Source organism: Acinetobacter sp. BMW17, from assembly GCF_001592855.1.
GTDB lineage: Bacteria > Pseudomonadota > Gammaproteobacteria > Pseudomonadales > Moraxellaceae > Acinetobacter > Acinetobacter johnsonii.
On sequence record NZ_LSOD01000047.1, the window covers coordinates 205,880 to 223,168 of the forward strand.

10 protein-coding genes are annotated in these 17,289 nt (G+C 44.4%); 6 read left to right on the top strand and 4 right to left on the bottom strand.

Annotated features, from left to right (window positions below):
* Window positions 1–16: 16 nt before the first annotated feature.
* From recD to AXW61_RS15765, 3 genes are read right to left on the bottom strand one after another with little or no spacing between them, the layout of a single operon-like run.
* Window positions 17–1,801: an exodeoxyribonuclease V subunit alpha gene (recD, locus tag AXW61_RS15755; RefSeq protein WP_062035248.1), complete on the bottom strand. Its 1,785-nt coding sequence runs from the start codon at window positions 1,799–1,801 to the stop codon at window positions 17–19.
* A 39-nt stretch (window positions 1,802–1,840) separates the two neighbouring features.
* Window positions 1,841–5,593, bottom strand: a complete 3,753-nt coding sequence (locus AXW61_RS15760; RefSeq protein ID WP_062035140.1) for a UvrD-helicase domain-containing protein — start codon at window positions 5,591–5,593, stop codon at window positions 1,841–1,843.
* A gap of 3 nt (window positions 5,594–5,596) precedes the next feature.
* Complete coding sequence (locus AXW61_RS15765; RefSeq protein WP_062035142.1) at window positions 5,597–9,277, bottom strand: exodeoxyribonuclease V subunit gamma; 3,681 nt, start codon at window positions 9,275–9,277, stop codon at window positions 5,597–5,599.
* A 178-nt stretch (window positions 9,278–9,455) separates the two neighbouring features.
* On the opposite strand from AXW61_RS15765, the gene AXW61_RS15770 reads away from it, so the two are divergent.
* Entirely contained in the window at window positions 9,456–9,998 is a 543-nt protein-coding gene (locus AXW61_RS15770) for a hypothetical protein (protein ID WP_010325785.1), read from the top strand.
* Window positions 9,999–10,052: 54 nt separating this feature from the next.
* On the opposite strand, the gene AXW61_RS15775 is transcribed toward AXW61_RS15770, so the two are convergent.
* Complete coding sequence (locus AXW61_RS15775; RefSeq protein WP_062035144.1) at window positions 10,053–11,480, bottom strand: phosphate--AMP phosphotransferase; 1,428 nt, start codon at window positions 11,478–11,480, stop codon at window positions 10,053–10,055.
* 196 nt (window positions 11,481–11,676) lie between these two features.
* On the opposite strand from AXW61_RS15775, the gene AXW61_RS15780 reads away from it, so the two are divergent.
* The 5 genes from AXW61_RS15780 to AXW61_RS15800 all read left to right on the top strand — a co-directional run bounded on the left by AXW61_RS15780 (window position 11,677) and on the right by AXW61_RS15800 (window position 17,058).
* Window positions 11,677–12,381 carry a hypothetical protein gene (locus AXW61_RS15780; RefSeq protein ID WP_062035146.1) on the top strand — a complete coding sequence of 235 codons (705 nt, stop codon included), beginning with the start codon at window positions 11,677–11,679 and terminating at the stop codon, window positions 12,379–12,381.
* Between the two features lie 167 nt (window positions 12,382–12,548).
* Window positions 12,549–13,493 (top strand): bifunctional demethylmenaquinone methyltransferase/2-methoxy-6-polyprenyl-1,4-benzoquinol methylase UbiE, encoded by a 945-nt coding sequence (gene ubiE / locus AXW61_RS15785; RefSeq protein ID WP_010325783.1) that lies wholly within the window; start codon window positions 12,549–12,551, stop codon window positions 13,491–13,493.
* 22 nt (window positions 13,494–13,515) lie between these two features.
* On the top strand, window positions 13,516–14,187 hold the full coding sequence (locus AXW61_RS15790) for a hypothetical protein (protein ID WP_062035148.1): 672 nt from the start codon (window positions 13,516–13,518) through the stop codon (window positions 14,185–14,187).
* 12 nt (window positions 14,188–14,199) lie between these two features.
* Entirely contained in the window at window positions 14,200–15,819 is a 1,620-nt protein-coding gene (locus AXW61_RS15795) for an AarF/UbiB family protein (RefSeq protein WP_062035150.1), read from the top strand.
* Window positions 15,820–15,981: 162 nt separating this feature from the next.
* Window positions 15,982–17,058 carry a patatin-like phospholipase family protein gene (locus tag AXW61_RS15800; RefSeq protein ID WP_062035151.1) on the top strand — a complete coding sequence of 359 codons (1,077 nt, stop codon included), beginning with the start codon at window positions 15,982–15,984 and terminating at the stop codon, window positions 17,056–17,058.
* The last annotated feature ends 231 nt before the right edge of the window (window positions 17,059–17,289 follow it).

Genomic DNA, 17,289 nt, shown 5'->3' on the forward strand with positions numbered 1-17,289 from the left:
TTTGTTTATTAAATCTTCACAATTGAATTTGTTGATTAATTTTTCTTGATAGACCACTTTCTCGAGTGGTTCGAGTCACCATAGCATGTACGAATGCATCGGCATCGACCAGTAAACTAACAACTTTTTTCGCCCGCGTAATTGCGGTATAAATCAACTCTTTACTGAGTAATTTTTCAGCCTGCCGATCTAAAACCACCGCGGTATGGGTGAACTCAGAGCCTTGAGATTTGTGAATGGTCAGTGCAAAAGCCGTTTCAATATTTTTGGGTAACCGTGTCGCGGCCACCCATTTATCCAAACTAGGGAAATACACCTCAAACTGCAACTTACCTTGTTGTATACGCTGTAAACACAAGCCAATATCGCCATTCGACACCCCCAACTGATAGTCGTTATAGGTCATCATCACAGGGCGTCCTAAATACCACTCACCCTGCTTGATTTGTTTTGATTGTTCTAATAGACGTTGCTCGATTTGCAGATTGAGCTGTTTTAAGCCGAAATGGCCGTGACGTATAGCGGCTAAAATACGGTAATCATCAAAATGTTGAATCACTTTGGGTACGAGAGACTCATTAGGATTTTGCTGATATTGCTTTAAAGCCTCGACATAGCCCTGAAAGCCAAGCATCAACAGATCATAATAATGCTGCAACTGCTCTAGAGATAAAGCCTGCTCGGGCAACAATTCGAGCTGTAAATAATCGACCTTGACCTGATCCAACTCAACCGCCTTCAACGTCGTAGCATTTACCACTTGTTGTTGAAAAGTGTGCAATACGCTCTGTTTTTCAGCAGGATGCGTCATTGAGTCAAAACAAGTTTGCTGTTGAATAAATTGTGCCAACTTTCCAATCCGTGCATCTGATTTGAAACGACGGCTATTGACCAAATTGACTCTATTTTCAGCCAAAGCTGGAACCTGTTGTAAATCGGCGAGCACAGAGCCAACATCGACAGAAGCCAACTGATCGGCATCTCCCAATAAAATCAAACGGGCTTGATTCGGCATGGCAGCAAAGAGCATCTGCGCCAAATTTAAATCCAGCATGGATGCTTCATCAACGACAATCACATCATAAGGTAAAGGTTGTCTGCTATGAAAACGCGGTTGCTGCGTATTCCCTAAACCCAAAAGTCGATGTAGCGTCACAGGGTTTAAGTTTTTCAAATCTGGACTAACTAAGTCTTGTAACTTTTCATCCTGAAACGAATTCTGAAGGGCTTCTTTCATCCGCTGCGCTGCCTTACCCGTCGGTGCAGCCATCGCAATACGAATATCAGGCAGACTTTGCTTGAGCACTGCAATAATCCGTGCCAAGGTATAGGTTTTCCCTGTACCCGGACCACCTGTAATGATCGCGAGCGCCTGCTCGGCCACCATAGCCAAAGCCTGTTTTTGGTGTGGATCTTCTAGTAAATGAGCATAAGCTGAAATATCCACTTGCGTTAAATTTTGCAGTTTTAACCGTGCTACTTGCTGGGCCAAGGACTGCTCTAAAGCCCAATAACGATACAGATATAATTGCTGCTGATCGTAAACAAACGGCGCTTTTTGTTGCTGTGCCTGCTGTTCATCCATGACCAAATCATCTAAGACTGTGACGGCTTCAGCTGCAACCGAGATACAACTCTCACCGCGTAGCATGGCTTCAAGGACCTGTTGAATCACTTCACTTCGCGCTTCGGTGAACCCTGTTTTACTCAGTGGCGACTGCTGAATAAACTGACTCCAACGCGTTAACCATGTGTCTACCACGGTAGCCTGATCAATACTGGCTTTACGAACATTTTCCACACGGTTATCCTCAAAGTTATCCACAGCTTAATTCTTTGTTTATGAGTGACTAATTTCACTTAATTCAGAAGTTTTGCCTACATGATTTTCAGTAGAAGTATCCTCAGCAAAATAACCCAAAATCGCATCTAGTCTTAAAATAAACTCTGGGCTAGCACGCCAACTTAAAACCCCTTGATCAGGCTGCCCATTCATCCCTCTCAAATAGAGATAACTCGCCTGACCAAGATGTTTTTCAATGTCATAGTCCAGCAAATTCACTTTTAAATAGCGATGCAAAGCCACCAAATATAAGCCCGCCTGCAACCAATAACTGGCATGTGACATATTCAATTGGATTGCGTCATGATTGTAGCTCTGCTGATCCGCCCCTAAGAAGTTACTTTTATAATCGGCGATGTGATAACGCTGACCATCAAAATAAACCAAGTCTATCGAACCTGTCAGATAACGAGCAGAATTGGCTTCATTTAAGTCGAGTAGATCAATGCCGTATTCTTGAAATAATGCCTGTATGCGTTTAATCGCGAGCACATGATCGGACAATGACAAATAAAAAGGAAACTCAGCCAAGTGTTCATCGGCTTTGAGTTGCTTCAACTGAAAACCAGCATGCAAAGGCGTTTCTAGCACATCTACTAACCACGCTTGCATCCACTGTACCAATTGGATTTCATCATCCTGTCCAAACTCGTTTTGATATTTGCCCAATAACTCTTGCCACAGTAAGGGACTATCATTTTTAAAACGACGATGAATTTCCAGTCCCCAGTCACGCGAGTCCTGAAAGTCAATATGCTCGAAAATTTCGTGCAGGAAGGTTCCCGCAGTCGTCCCCATTGGAAACTGCCGTTTAATCCAAGCCAAAGGCTGACTCAGTTCCACATCTTCAAGCACAGGATGATTAATCTCGTCATCCGCACTGCCCACTGTCTCACTCAAAACTGCTAAGGCATCCATTGCCTCTTTACGACTCAAATGCTGTGCCAACGCACTAAAACTGGTTTTAGAACGTGGATAAAAACGCTGTTCAGGAAAAGCCAAAGCTTGTAACTGAATAATCTCTTGCTGCTCGGCTGGTTGTAAACGAATCGGTTTTTCGGCCAATAATGCTTCATCACCACTGGCAGGATGTTCAAACAGATTACCGGCTTGGCCACGCCAAAATGCCAATGCCGTATTTGATTTATATTCCTGATCTTGCAGCAAGGCATACACGCGGTGGCTGGCGCGAGTCAGTGCGACGTACCATAAGCGATGCTGTTCTGCTTCGGCTCGCTCATTATGTTGATCAATCGCGGCTGGGTCTAACAGGTTGGCATCATTTACCGCTACGATGCGCTGTAACTCGCTCTGCCCTGTCGTCGGATTGATCTGTTCCAGCGTTGAAAAGTTTAAGGTTTTATTCATTTCCTTAAAGTCTTTGTCGGCACCCAGCAAGAACACAATTTTAAACTCTAAACCCTTGGATTGATGAATAGTCATCAGTTGTATACCTGTGGCGCTGGAAAGTTTACGCTCTAACTCCCATTCACGTTCTGCAGGCAAATGTAACTGTTTGAGATACCAATGATACAGTTTCTGCGCACCTTGGAACTGCTCACTATACTGGCTCAACAACTCAGTCAAATGCCGTAGATTGACCACCGTCCGTTCGTTGTCTCGGCTTTGGTAAGCCACCAAGTTTTTCCACACTTTAAAAAGGTTTAAAGCGTATTGCCATGCACTTAAAAAGCCTTTATTGATCCACATGTCGCGGATGTCATCAAAATCCGCCATAAACTGGCTCAAACCGTTGGCTTCCTTTTCCAGTTCCAGTAACTGTTTTAAATCAATCGCCAACAGCCGGCTCAAAAGCGCACGGCGAACCTTGGCTTCATCAAAAGGATGCATCATTGCGGTCAATAACGCACCAACATCTTTCGCGATCTGACTTTCAAACACACTGCGTTTAGACGGACGGTTGACCAAAATCCCCAAACGCTCTAGTTCAAACTGAACTTTGTCCAAGCCATCATGGTTTTTCGACAACACCGCGATATCATTTGCACCCATAAACTGTGGCGGATCATCTGCCACATAGAGTTGCTGTTGAATGCCTTGGTTGATTAAATCACGAATTTTCCATGCCACTTGTTGAGCTTCATTTTTTTTATCTTCAAGTAACAGCCAGCGCAGCGGTACATGGTTTTCACCCTGTGTATCGACCAAAGCGGGATGTGGTCGAGTCCCTGCTTCTACAGGCTGATAATAGACCTGCTCACCAAAGTCCTGTTGGCGTTGAAATAAAGCATCCACCACCTGTACCAGCTTTTGCACAGAGCGATGATTATATTTCAAACTATACTGCTGACCGTGTTTTGCCAAAACATCTAAACGTGCTTTGTTATAGGTCAGCATGTCACCCCCACGAAAGCCATAAATGGCTTGTTTCGGGTCACCGACCATAATCATACAACCTTGATGATAGCGCTGGGCATCACGCCAAATCCGCGCCAGCATATCATCTTGGTCTTGGTTGGTGTCTTGAAACTCATCCACTAAAATGAGTGGATAGCGTGCCTGTACAAACTGAGCAAAGCGCCTGCCCTGCTCGCCCTGTAAAGCTTCTGACAAGGTACGGATTTGCTGGGCAAAGGTCGTTTCACTCTTTTGCTGCAACACTTGCGGTAAACGCTTTTTCACCTCAGAGCTTAAGTGATATTTCAAATATGCATCCAGCACATCCAAATTGAGCTCTAGCTCTGCCAATGCGTCTAAGAAACTGCGGACCTGCCACCACACAGGATGCTGCTCAAACTGTTCCAGTACATCTACAGCACATTTGTTTAAGACTTTTTTCGTCGCGAGGTCAGTCAGGTGCTTTAAGGTTTTTTCAAAATGTGGCGCAAATAAGGCATAAGCCCGCTGCTCTTTCAGTGCAGTCAAAAAAGCCGGTAAATCCTGACATAGAATGCGTTGCATCAAAGCATCGGTACGCCATTTTTTCCCCAGCACTGCATGGTATTGCCCTTCAGGGGCATAATAGTCTTTCAAGCGTTCAATCTGCGCCACATCCAGCGCGGTAAATTGATCAATGGCCTGCTCAAATTGCGTCAAATCAAGTGCAGGTTTTTCCACCTGTTGAAACTGTGCCGATGCAAAGTTCAAACTATTTTCAACAATCGGCACATAAGCCTGTTCAGTTTTTAATTTTTGTTTTAATAGTAAATAATTCACTACAGGCTGCGGCTGTGCCTGAATCCACTCGCGTAATACGTCATGAATAAGCTGTTGAGTATAACTCTGCGCATCATCGGTGATATCTGCACGCTCAATCTTGCCACTTTCAAAAGAAAACTCACGCAATAACTTTTGACTAAAACTGTCCAATGTCCCGACGAACAGCTCATCTAACTGATCAATCACCAACTTCAAACGCTCTTGGGCAAAACCGACCCGCTGTGCATAGTCTATGAGTACCTTGGTAAACAGCGGATCTTGTTCAACAGCTATTTTGACCTGTATTTCTCGCTCGGTCAGACTTTGACAACCTTCAAAATAACGTAAGGTTTCAATCAAGCGTGCCCGAACGCGACTTTTCAGCTCCGCAGCGGCAGCACGGGTGAAGGTGGTTGCAATGACCTGATTCGGCAAATAGGCCCCAAGAAAAATACGTACCATCAAACTGGATAAAGTAAAAGTCTTGCCTGTGCCTGCTGAAGCTTCAATCCAATGTAAGCCCTGAAAGCTCATATCTGCAATGGGTTGATAAGACATGTTCGATGGGGTGACCTGAGACTGTGCTGTCATGACTTAGTCCTCAAGCCTTTGCTGATGCAAAAATATCGGATGATATAATTCATAAGAAAACTGCTCACAGGCATGGGCAAGTAATGCTTTGGCATCCTGCTCTTGTAAAATAAACTGCCAGTCGCGGTGTGCTTTATTGGCTTCGTTTTCAGTCATTGAAAAACCACTAAAGCGACCATCTTCTTCCCACACTTTATAAATGGCGTCCATGTCCGCAATCACCATCTGTTCCTGATCATTCAGTTGCCATTCATGCGTTTTATCTTTCTCTGCAATTTTCAGTAACAAGGCCGCAGGTAAAACCAAAGGCTGAGTTTGTGCATACTCCCATGCTTTCAACCAAGGTTTGAGCCATTCACGCGCCTGATTTGAACTCACACCAGTACATAAAATGGTTCGGTCACTAAACACCACGATGCGTTGATATTGCTGTCCGCCCTCTCCCAAATTGACATAAGCCAACCACAGTAAATACTCTAACCAAACTTTGGCACGGCGCTTTGCTCTGGCACTAGATGCTTCTACACTGACCCATTTTTCAGCACTGTATTTGGCTAGGGTGACATTGATTTGTAAATGTTCATTCACCTTCCAGACTTGTTGGGTCGTGGCTGTAGCCTCGGGTGCATAGCGTTGTAAACGTGTCAGCAAGCGCTGCTGCTCAAGCACGCTCATTTGCCAGACCCCATCTTGGACTTTACCAATCGGCAGTTGATCCATCAGAAGATTGGCATCTGCCGCTGCCTCATGTTGTTGTAAAAAATGACGAATGGCATAACGTCCTAAACCATCGAGCAGTAACGGTTCTTGCGTTGCAGGAACCTCTTCTGGTTTTAAGTTTTCCACGCCTAAAGTCTTGAGATACAGCCTTGCAGGGAAAGTGATGTCCTGAATCCACTGCTGACTATCAAGAACTTGAATATCTTGCTCTAATTTTGGATAAGGCGTATTGACCCAACTGCTCCGTTGTCCCGATGCATGTTGCAATTGTTTCGCGACTTGAAACCATTGGTCTTGAAAACGGACACTGTGCTCAGACTCAAAACCACGCGGATCAAAAGGCAATAAAGGATGGACATGATACAGCGATGCCAACTGTGCAGGGACAGTCACACCATGCTGATCAACCGTTGCATTGACACTCTTGCTTTGTGTGTCAGGCTGCACAATAAAGGCCATATGCTGAACCAGTTCTTGCAATACCGTAGACGGATCACGGACTTCACCATCGTTGATATCAAAGCCATTATAAAATAACCATAAGTTCTCTTGTGCCAACAACAAGGCATCTAGAAAAGCCCCTTGATCATCTTCCAAACGGGAACGATCCCCCAGTTGTGGCTTCAGTAAATCCATTAGGTCAAAAGGCAAATGCGCACTGCGGTTGGGAAACTTGCCACTGTCCAAGCCCAACATCACGATCAACTTATACGGCACAGGTCGAATCTGACCAATTTGACTAAATGTGATCTGCCCTGTAGGTTCGGCATAGTCCAGTTGCGCTTCTAAGGTCTTTTGGATTTCTTCTAATACATAAGGCAAAGGTAAACTTAAACTGCGCAGTGCATGATGGTCGTGTTCGTCATAGAAACTCGCCAAGGTCAGCATACGTTCTTGTTTTTTGACCATCTTATACACTGCGGCCAAAGACTCGACACCCGCAGCTTCAAACTCGCGAATATCTTCCATCAAACGATTCAGCCAAGTTTCCGCAGTCGTTCGCTGTCCGGTTTCATGCGCGATCATCCACTCGGAACGGTGTTTAAAATCTTGATAGATTTCTATCAAAACACCAATCAGCTCAAAATCACTCGACTGTACTTGGGCATAGCTTAAAGTCTCATGAAACAGCACATGCTCTGGTACAGCGACGCCTAAAGCCAAACGATCTAAGGCAAACTTCAGACTATAACGATAATCTTCATCCCCTTCGGCCAAACTGCGTTTTAAATGTTCGGCATCCAATCCACGCTTAAAGCCTGCGTTGATCAACAGCTCAGTCATCCGCTCAATCATATTCATGTCTAAGCCATAACGTTGCTGCGTTGCATTTAAACTGAGCCAATCGGCAAAGTCCTCAATACTGAAACGCCCCCGTACCAAGACCATCCGTCCCAACACAGCACGCCAGGCATTTAAGGCATCGAGCTGAGTCACGCCAGCTAGCTTAATCGGCAAATAAATACTGTCTTTACTCAGTTGATGGCCCTTTTTCAAAGCCTCACGCTCATGGGGAGGAGGTGCAAAAACACTGCGAATAAAAGGTTCTAGCTCAGTCAAACTGGGCGTCAACACTAAAATATCACTTGGACGTCGTGGTGCTTCAGCCGTGCCCTGAGCCAACCAATGCGTCAGTTGATCTTTGAGGACTTCAAGCTGTCTAAGGCTGGAATGACAAACATGAATCTGTATTGAATCATCTTGTTCAGCCAAAGCATACTGATGCTGCGTAGGTTCTACCAAATACAGGACATCAGACTGAATTTTACCAAGTAAAGTTTCTGGATATTCATCAACAAAGACATCGGCCCATACGCCATCTTCACCTGAAGAAAGATTGGAAAGTAAAGAGAAATGGTCCCGTGCCTGTTTACCAAATCGGGTCAGTAAAGGATGGCGAGACTCTCGGGTTTCTGCATTAAAATTGAGGGTAAACTCATCAAAAAACTGTTGAATCTCTGCATCATTGGCATTTGGATGTTTTTCAATAAAACGCTGCTTCACCCGTGCGTCATAACGCGCTTTCCAGTTGGGATCGACACTGTCCGCCCAGTATTCTTGTGAAGGGTTATAGTGAAAAATAAAGATCTCGAGATATTGCCCCAATCGATGTAAAAACTCCAATTGTTTTGGCGGTAAATCTAAAACCGTAAATACCACCAACTGCGCAGGCAATTTTTTCAGTGCAGCATCTCGGGTCTCGGCTTGATCGAGTAAGCCCCAAAATGCAGTATCAATACGCTGAATTTGTTCAAAGTCAGCATGGAACACCACTTGCCAGAGCCAACGCTGCCACGCTTCCAGCTCATGCGCTTGATTGATCTGAAAAGTACTGAGTTCTTGCTGAGTTTTAAAAAACATCTGCTCCAAATCGAGCGGCTGGTTTTTGCCCCACGCTTGTAACCAATTGGTCTGGCAACGGCAACTTTGCGGTGGACAACCTTTGGTGCAATGCCCACGATAATCCATATAAAAACTAAATAGCCGTGAAACCTGCTCCGCGACCCAATACAACATACTTTGTTTTTTCAGCTGTTTATCAATACCCTGTTGCAAACGGTCAGCACTGGCATAGATCCGCTGAATAATCGGATACAACGGATGGGCAACCTCTAAAGGATTCAGCTCAGCTTGTATAAATTCTTTTAAGGCTTGGAAGACGCGCCATTTAATAATCAATCGCGGAATATTGGCTTTACGGACTTCGTCTTTTTGATCGACCAAAACCCACTGATAAGCCGCCCATTGAAAACCACGAATACGATGATGAAACTGCGTGTTGGCACTGATGCCCTGCTGCTCCGCCAACTTTTGTGTTAGCCAGGCCTCAACCGCAGGTGAAGGTACAATAAAGTGCTGTGCTTGCAACACTTGAAAGGCATTTTTGGCTGGTTTAAAGACGGTTTTTTGCATGGCCTGCAACAGAACATCAATACGCTGACTTTGTATTACGTGTATCGCCATGTTTCCTCTCAAATAACCATCTTATGAAAAATCTACAAAAGTACACAGATTATTGACTATACTTCTAGTTCTGTCTATGTCACTTTCATGACATATTTCTATTTAAAATTTGCTTTAAAATACGCACTTTAAGCAAAACTAGAATCAATGTGAATCAGGATATTTTAGGATTTAGAAAATGAAATTAGAGCACATTCCAGAAAAAATTGATCCCTCTTTAAATTTAGAAAAAATCCGCGAAGAATGTTTGGACTTAGTTAAAAAGCGCGCCTATTTTTCCGCAGGTGCTGCGGTTATTCCAGTCCCCTTCCTCGATGTGGTGATTGATGTGGGCATATTGTCACAGTTGATTCCCGAAATTAACGCCCGCTTTGGTTTAACCCCAGAGCAAGTCAGTGTCTACGACCCAGAAACCAAGCAAATACATTGGTCAGAACTGCGTAAACGTGGTGTGGAGTTCTCTGGACTGGTGGTGGCACGTACAGCCGTGAAGAAATCCCTCAATAACATGGCAGCTAAATACATCACCAAACAAGTCACCAAATTCATTCCCTTAGGTGGACAAATGATTGCGGCCAGCTTGGGTTATGTCGTGATGAAAAAAATTGCGGAAACCCATGTGGAGGAGTCGTATAAGCTCGCCAAAGGCATTCAACTAAAACAAGCCGCTGAACAAGGTGTTCCTGTTGCAGCGCCAGTGACCCAAATTCCTTTAAGTTAAAGAACTAAATCTACCTCTATAAAAAACGGTCAAATGACCGTTTTTTTAAGTTTTTTAATCCGTGTCGCGATCCGCTTTGAGCTGTTTTAAAATTGCTCTTAAGACTTCAATTCGGGCCTGTTGTTTATCATTGGTGGAAATAATATACCAAGGTGCATAGCTGGTGTCGGTATGCGCAAACATATCCGCGGCTGCCTTTAAATAGTCATCCCATTTGTCGCGATTGCGCCAATCTTCTTCGGTAATTTTAAAGCGTTTATGCGGAGTACTTTCGCGGGCTTTAAAACGCGCTGCTTGTTCATCTTTATCAATCGCCAGCCAAAACTTAATCAGCACGGTTTGGCTGTTACTGAGGTTTTTTTCAAAACGATTGATTTCCGCATAAGCGCGTTGCCACTCAACCTCGGTTGCGAAGCCTTCTATCCTCTCTACCAAAACGCGTCCATACCATGTCCGATCAAAAATAGTGATGTCATCCGACTGCAATTTGCTCCAAAAACGCCACTGGTAAGGACGGCGTAACTCATACTTTTCAGGTGCGGCAATGGTATGAATTTCATATTCTCGCGGGTCGAGCTTTTTCACAATGCGCTTAATCGCACCACCTTTCCCAGCGGCATCCATACCTTCAAAAGCGATCACCACTTTACGGTCATCACAGCGGATGGCATCGGCCACTTGTTTGGTGAGTTTTTTTAACTCTGCTTTATAGTTTGCATCCTCAGCTTGAGGGGCTTCAAACTGAGTCAGAATATCTGGTATCGGCGCTTGCTGCCATTTTAATGCGGCCTTTTTTTCATGCTCTGGACAGTGACGCAGCGCTGTTAAAATCGCTTGTGCAAAATTGTGATTACGCAAATCCTCATCTTCACCATCAATGATTTGCCAGTCGTCGGTGAAGCGCGTACGTAGCTTTTGTAAGGTGTCATATTGTTTTTTATTGCGCCAGTCTAGCCCATGCAACTTATGCCAATGCACTTCGCTCGGGTCCATATCATCCAGACGCTTTTGCAGAGACTTCCACGACAAATCGAACCAAACTTTTAAGACATCTACGTTGTTGTTTTTTAAGTCCTGTTCAAAAGCCCGCATATTGCTGACATATTCATCAAACAAAGTGTCGTCCAAAGGCTTTGAAGCATGCATGGCCGTAGCCAACAAGTCCCCATACCAATTACCAAACCACACCATAATTTGCCCTTCGGCAGGTACAAATCGAGTATAGGGCTGCCAAAAAGGCTGTTTTAGATTAAACAAGTGCGGTGGATCGGCTTTGACATATAAAAAACGCGGATCGACCCATTCGCGCAGCTGTTTCACCGCTTCGCCTTTACCCGCAAGTTCAATTCCACTGACCAAAATCACTAAACTTTTTGCATTGCTCTGATCACGGGTATTCATCAACGCATATTGCGCTTCAATTAAGTCCAGTGAAAGCTGTTCTTCGTTCAGCACTGTACTGGCGATCGTTTCTGTATCCATGGCCCCCTCCTTTTTTCTATTTAATCAAATCACTAGATCCTAAAAGATGATGGTCTAGATGATTTTCATATGTATCTTTTGACTACTTCTACATCAAACTGACCACAAATAAATAGTTTTTTTGTCACTTTGTCATAGCGAGTTCCGTCATCACGCACTAAGATTTAGCTATCTTTAAATAGAACTGAGACAGCAAATGTCCAAACTCGCCGCCCTCGATGAGCTTTTAGAACAGTATTACCAATTGCATTATCATCAAAATTCGGTGCTCTTCCAACGTTTACAAGATGTACAAGTCTGGCAAAAGCAACGGATGCAACGCACGCATAACCGTGCTTTCGCAGAAAAACAGAACCTCTTGATGGCCGAGTATTTTATCAACCGTTTATATGGTGGCCCAGATTTTGACGCTTTGGCAGGACAAATTGCGCGCTTGAGCAAATATGCGCACAAAGCAGAGAAATTAATTCCTGAAAATGCCATTAAAACCGGTACCTCTGGGGTTGAGTTGGCGATTTTGGCGGTGCGACTGGATGAACAAGTGGCAATGCAATTACTGAAAGATCACCATCCCTCTGAAGCCTTAACCGATGATTTGATGCGCCAAGCCTATTTAAAACTAGAACAAGGCGAAGAACGCTTGAAACAACTGTATTTACTCGATCAATTAGGTAAAAACCTCGATAAATACATGCGCTCTTTTATGGTCTATACCGCTTTTAAGATGTGTAAAGGGACGGCCAACAAATATAACTTCAATGTCATGTATGAATTTATGCAGGATGGCTTTTTGGCCATGAAACCGCTAAAGTCGGCAGAGAAATTTGTGAAAGACTTTACGGCGGTGGAACGTCAAATTATTGATAAAGTCCATGCTGGGCATTTGTATCCTTTTCAGTAAATTTCAACGAATGACTTGATAAAAATAAGCCAGCAGCAGCTTTGCTCTGCTGTTTTTCTGTATATTATTCAGCACAATTGCATGATGGTTACTGTACAACGTCCTAGAATCTGTCATCATGCATGCACTGCAACATTTACCCTATTGCTATGTTAGGAGTGACTCCCATGTCGAATGAAAATCAAACGCCTACCGCTACTCAAGAGTCGGCACAAAACACAGACAAAGTGAGTCCATTTTTAACTGAACCATTACCCCAAGGTACGGCGCAAGGTCAACAAAAATCATTACAACAACAGTTGACTGATACCCCAGTGACGGGTTCTGTACCCAAATACAATCTTCCTCGCGGTGCCAACACAGGTAACGTCGGCAGTACCACACACTTTGGTTACCAGACGGTGAGCAGTGAAGATAAAGCGCAAAAAGTGGCGGAAGTTTTCCACTCGGTTGCCAGCAAATACGACATTATGAATGACTTGATGTCTTTTGGTATTCACCGTCTATGGAAACGCTTTGCGATCAATATGTCAGGGGTACGTCGTGGTCAACACGTGCTAGATATTGCTGGCGGGACAGGCGACTTGGCTAAAGTGTTTAGCCGCGAAGTTGGCCCTACAGGTCATGTGGTACTTTCAGACATTAATGAATCGATGTTGAATGTGGGGCGTGATCGTTTAATTGATGCAGGCTGTACCAATGTTGACTTCGTATTAGCCAATGCTGAAACCCTCGAGCCATTTGAAGACAACAGCTTCGACCTACTCACGATCTCGTTTGGTCTACGTAATGTGACCGATAAAGATGCAGCACTTGCAGCGATGTACCGCGTGCTTAAGCCAGGTGGTCGCCTACTGGTATTAGAGTTTTCTAAACCTGTGTTTGAGCCTTTTTCAAAACTGTACGATCTATATTCTTTCACCGCACTGCCGATCATGGGCAAAATTATTGCCAATGACTCAGAAAGCTATAAATATTTAGCCGAGTCCATTCGTATGCACCCAGACCAACGCACGCTAAAAGGCATGATGGAAAATGCAGGCTTCCAAAACTGCGACTATCACAACCTGACAGGTGGTATCGTTGCTGTACACCGTGGTTTTAAACTTTAAAATTAACGTTTAAGGGCAAATTATGTGGTCGATTCTGGCACTCGGTGCAGTTGAACGATTAATTCATCATGTGATTAATTTGGATGCGATCACTCGCATCCAGCTCAATGAACTACAAGGCAAGATGTTACGTGTGGTGATCGCGTCCCCGCAACTGTCTGTAGATGTGTTCTTTGACCAAGCCAAAGTGCGCTTAGAACCTACCGTTACAGGGCATAGTGAAACAGCGTCCATTTTCGAACAACGCCCTTTTGACCAAGCTCAATCTCACACCCCAGCAACCGCAACTTTAACGGTGGCCAATGTGGTTGAGCTGCTCAAGCTATTACTGGCGGATGATGTCGGCAATATCCCGCTCCAAGGCGATTATCACCTTCTGCAAGATATTCAACGGATTATGCAACACGCTGAGCCTGACTTGGCTGCGCATTTAAGCCCGTGGATTGGCCCAAGTTTGGCGCATGAATTGGCTAAAATTCAAATGACACCAAAGCACATCAAACAGGCCTTACAAAGTCATTTGTTTTTTGCTGAAGATGCCTTAAAAGAAGACAGTGGTCTATTTGCCCCGCGTTGGCAAATGGATGATCTGCATCAAGACACCCGCATTTTTAATCAAAACTTAGATCGTGCCGAAGCCAAAATTCAACAGCTTCAAGCACAGATTGACACTCAAGACTCAACTCAGAACTAGGTATTTACATATATGATTCCGCACGTTTCACGTTTACTCGAACTTTGGCGCATTGCCGCGCACTATAGACTCGACACGTTGTTTCCTGCGGAAGAATTACCTGAAAAAGCGCGTCATGCGCTGGGTGTAATTCGTATGCACCCTGCGGCATGGTCCAGTCGTGAACGTAAAAACCCACTGAAGCTCAAACAAGCTTTAGAGGAAATGGGACCACTGGCGATTAAAATGGGACAGTTGCTGTCTACTCGTCGTGACCTAATTCCACCTGAAGTACTACAACAACTGGTTCTACTCCAAGACCGTGTCAAACCGTTTGGTTCTGATGTCGCGAAAATGCGCATTCAAGAATCACTGAAAGCCGATGTAAATACGTTGTTTGCACGCTTCGATGAACAACCGTTGGCAGCAGCCTCGATTGCTCAAGTACATACAGCCGCTTTACATGATGGGCGCGAAGTGGTGGTGAAAGTCACCCGTCCCGCTATTCGTAGCCAAATTTTACAAGACTTTGAAATTTTAGAATGGTTGGGCGATTTTCTTGAAAAACGCCTAGAAGCCGCGCGTGCACTACACTTATCTGAAATTATTCAGGACTATCGTCAGGTCATCTTAAATGAACTGGATTTGACCTTAGAAGCCGACAATACCCGTCGTATGCGCCATTACTTTACAGGCTCAAGCGTGATGTATGTGCCTGAAGTCTATATGGATAGCAAAGACGTGATGGTGGCTGAACGCATTACGGGCGTTCCCATTTCAGACATTGAAACCTTTGAAAAGCTGGGGATGGATCGTAAAGATCTGGCGGAAAAAGGCTTAACCATTTTCTTTACCCAAGTCTTCCGTGACAACTTTTTCCATGCCGACATGCATCCGGGCAATGTCTTCGTTGAAACCCTAAACCCAAGCCAACCCCGCTATATTGCACTAGACTGTGCCATTATGGGTGAGTTGTCGAAGCACGACCAAATGACCGTGGCACGTATGCTACTTGCGGTCATGAACAGCGACTTTATGCAACTGATTCAAATCGTGCATCAAGCTGGTTGGATTCCACCGGGCACAGACCAAGATACGTTAGCACGTGAAATGCGTCGCACGGTCGGGCCAATGGTGTCCAAACCCATGCATGAATTGGACTTCGCGGGCATTTTGATTCAAGTGATGGATATTGCACGACGCTTCCATTTGGAAATTCCGCCACAACTGATGCTGCTGCTTAAAACCCTCGTACATGTTGAAGGTTTAGGGACTGACCTTTACCCGGAGCTGGACATTTGGAGCCTAGCTAAGCCAATCCTGACCGATTGGATCAAAGCGCAAATGAATCCACAAAAGAACCTAAAAGAGTTAGGACAAAAAATTCCGGACTTACTTTTAGGGGCACAAGACTTCCCAACGCTGTTGGTCGATAGCTTAAATGGTCTCAAAAACCAATCAGCTTGGCATGCTAAACAGCTCAATGAACTGCAAAGTATGCGCCTACAAATGGAGCATCAGCAAAAACGCAGTTGGATTTTTGGCAGTCTCATGGCCATTTTGCTGTCGATTGCGATTATCTCGCCTTGGTTTATTTCAGTGATTTTAATTGTACTCACCAGCTTACTGGCGGTGTGGCGCGTGTTTAAATAGACGCTTTCTGCTGTATTAAAAGCCTGAGTCTCTCAGGCTTTTTTATGTTTAGGTTTTATGTAGGAAGTGACTCCCAAGTCATTCTTGGATCACTTTTGCCAATGCGCTCGCTCTCTCGCCAGTTAAAATGACAATACATATTGTCTATTTTGAATGATCACGATGACTCAAATCCTGCAAAAACACCCTCCAGCTTTAAGCATTCGTGCAGGTAAATTAGCACGTCAACTCATTCAAAGTGAAGGCTTACAAGCTGAACAGGTCGATATTGTACCCGGTGCCGCAGGTGGGCCCAAAGGCATCGGGATTCAAGGTTTAGACCAAGCCATTTTTGGTGAATTCTTTGCTCGTGCACCGCAAAGACGAACGTTGATTGGTTCATCCATTGGCAGTTGGCGCTTTGCGAGCATCTTAGCGCACGGTGCGAAAGCAGGTACCGAACGTTTAGGTGAACTCTATACCAACCTCTATTTTGACAAAAAAATGCAGCGTCAAGAAGTCAGTGATATTTGCCGTGGCATGCTGCTCGACTTGGTGCAAGGCAAAGAAGCGGAATTGGTCAATCATCCCGATTACCACCTCACAGTGCTGTCGATTAAAGCACAGCACATCTTCCAAAGTGACCAAGTTCTCCCGCTATTGGCCTCTGTGGCAGGTATCATCGGAACAACCGCTGTTTCGCGAAAGCATAGTCGCCACTTTATGCAACGGGTAATTAGTCAGCCCAGCAATGGTAAACAATTTAAAGTGGAAGATGATTTCCTCACTCATTATCACAGTCTCACCGCTGCAAACGTTCTGCCTTGGCTGATTGCTTCAGCCTCTATTCCAGGCGTGATGGCCGCAATTCGCGATATTCCAGATGCGCCACAAGGCAGTTATCGCGATGGTGGTCTGATTGACTATCACATCGATCTGCCTTTTGAGAGTCAAGGCATTGTGCTTTATCCGCACTTTACGGACAGCATTACGCCCGGTTGGTTTGATAAACTGTTTAAACGTCGCGCCAACCCTGAAAACCAAGCCCGCACGCTACTCCTGTCTCCGTCCCAAGACTATTTACGGAGTTTACCTTTAGGACGCCTGCCCGATCGTAAAGATTTCACCCTCAAAGGGCTCGATCAAAAACAGCGCATTCAAATGTGGAACCAATGTATTTCTGAAAGTCAGCGCTTAGGTGATGAATTCTTGGAAATGTTGGAAAAACAGCATTTTGCACAGGCGATACAAGATTTATAAACAAAATTTGCGCATGAATGTAATCTTGTTTAATCTGACCAAATAAAGAAAAATCGAGATTACATTTTTTCTATGCTAACAATAATTTTAAGTGAACAAAAAAAATATGGTCAAGTCATTGAATTACAAAATGAATCTTGGGGAAAAATGTGATTGCAAGCTCGTTAGAAGATTTCATTCAAATCAACATCGACCAATTAAAAAAATCTGATGATATTCGTTACGCATTCA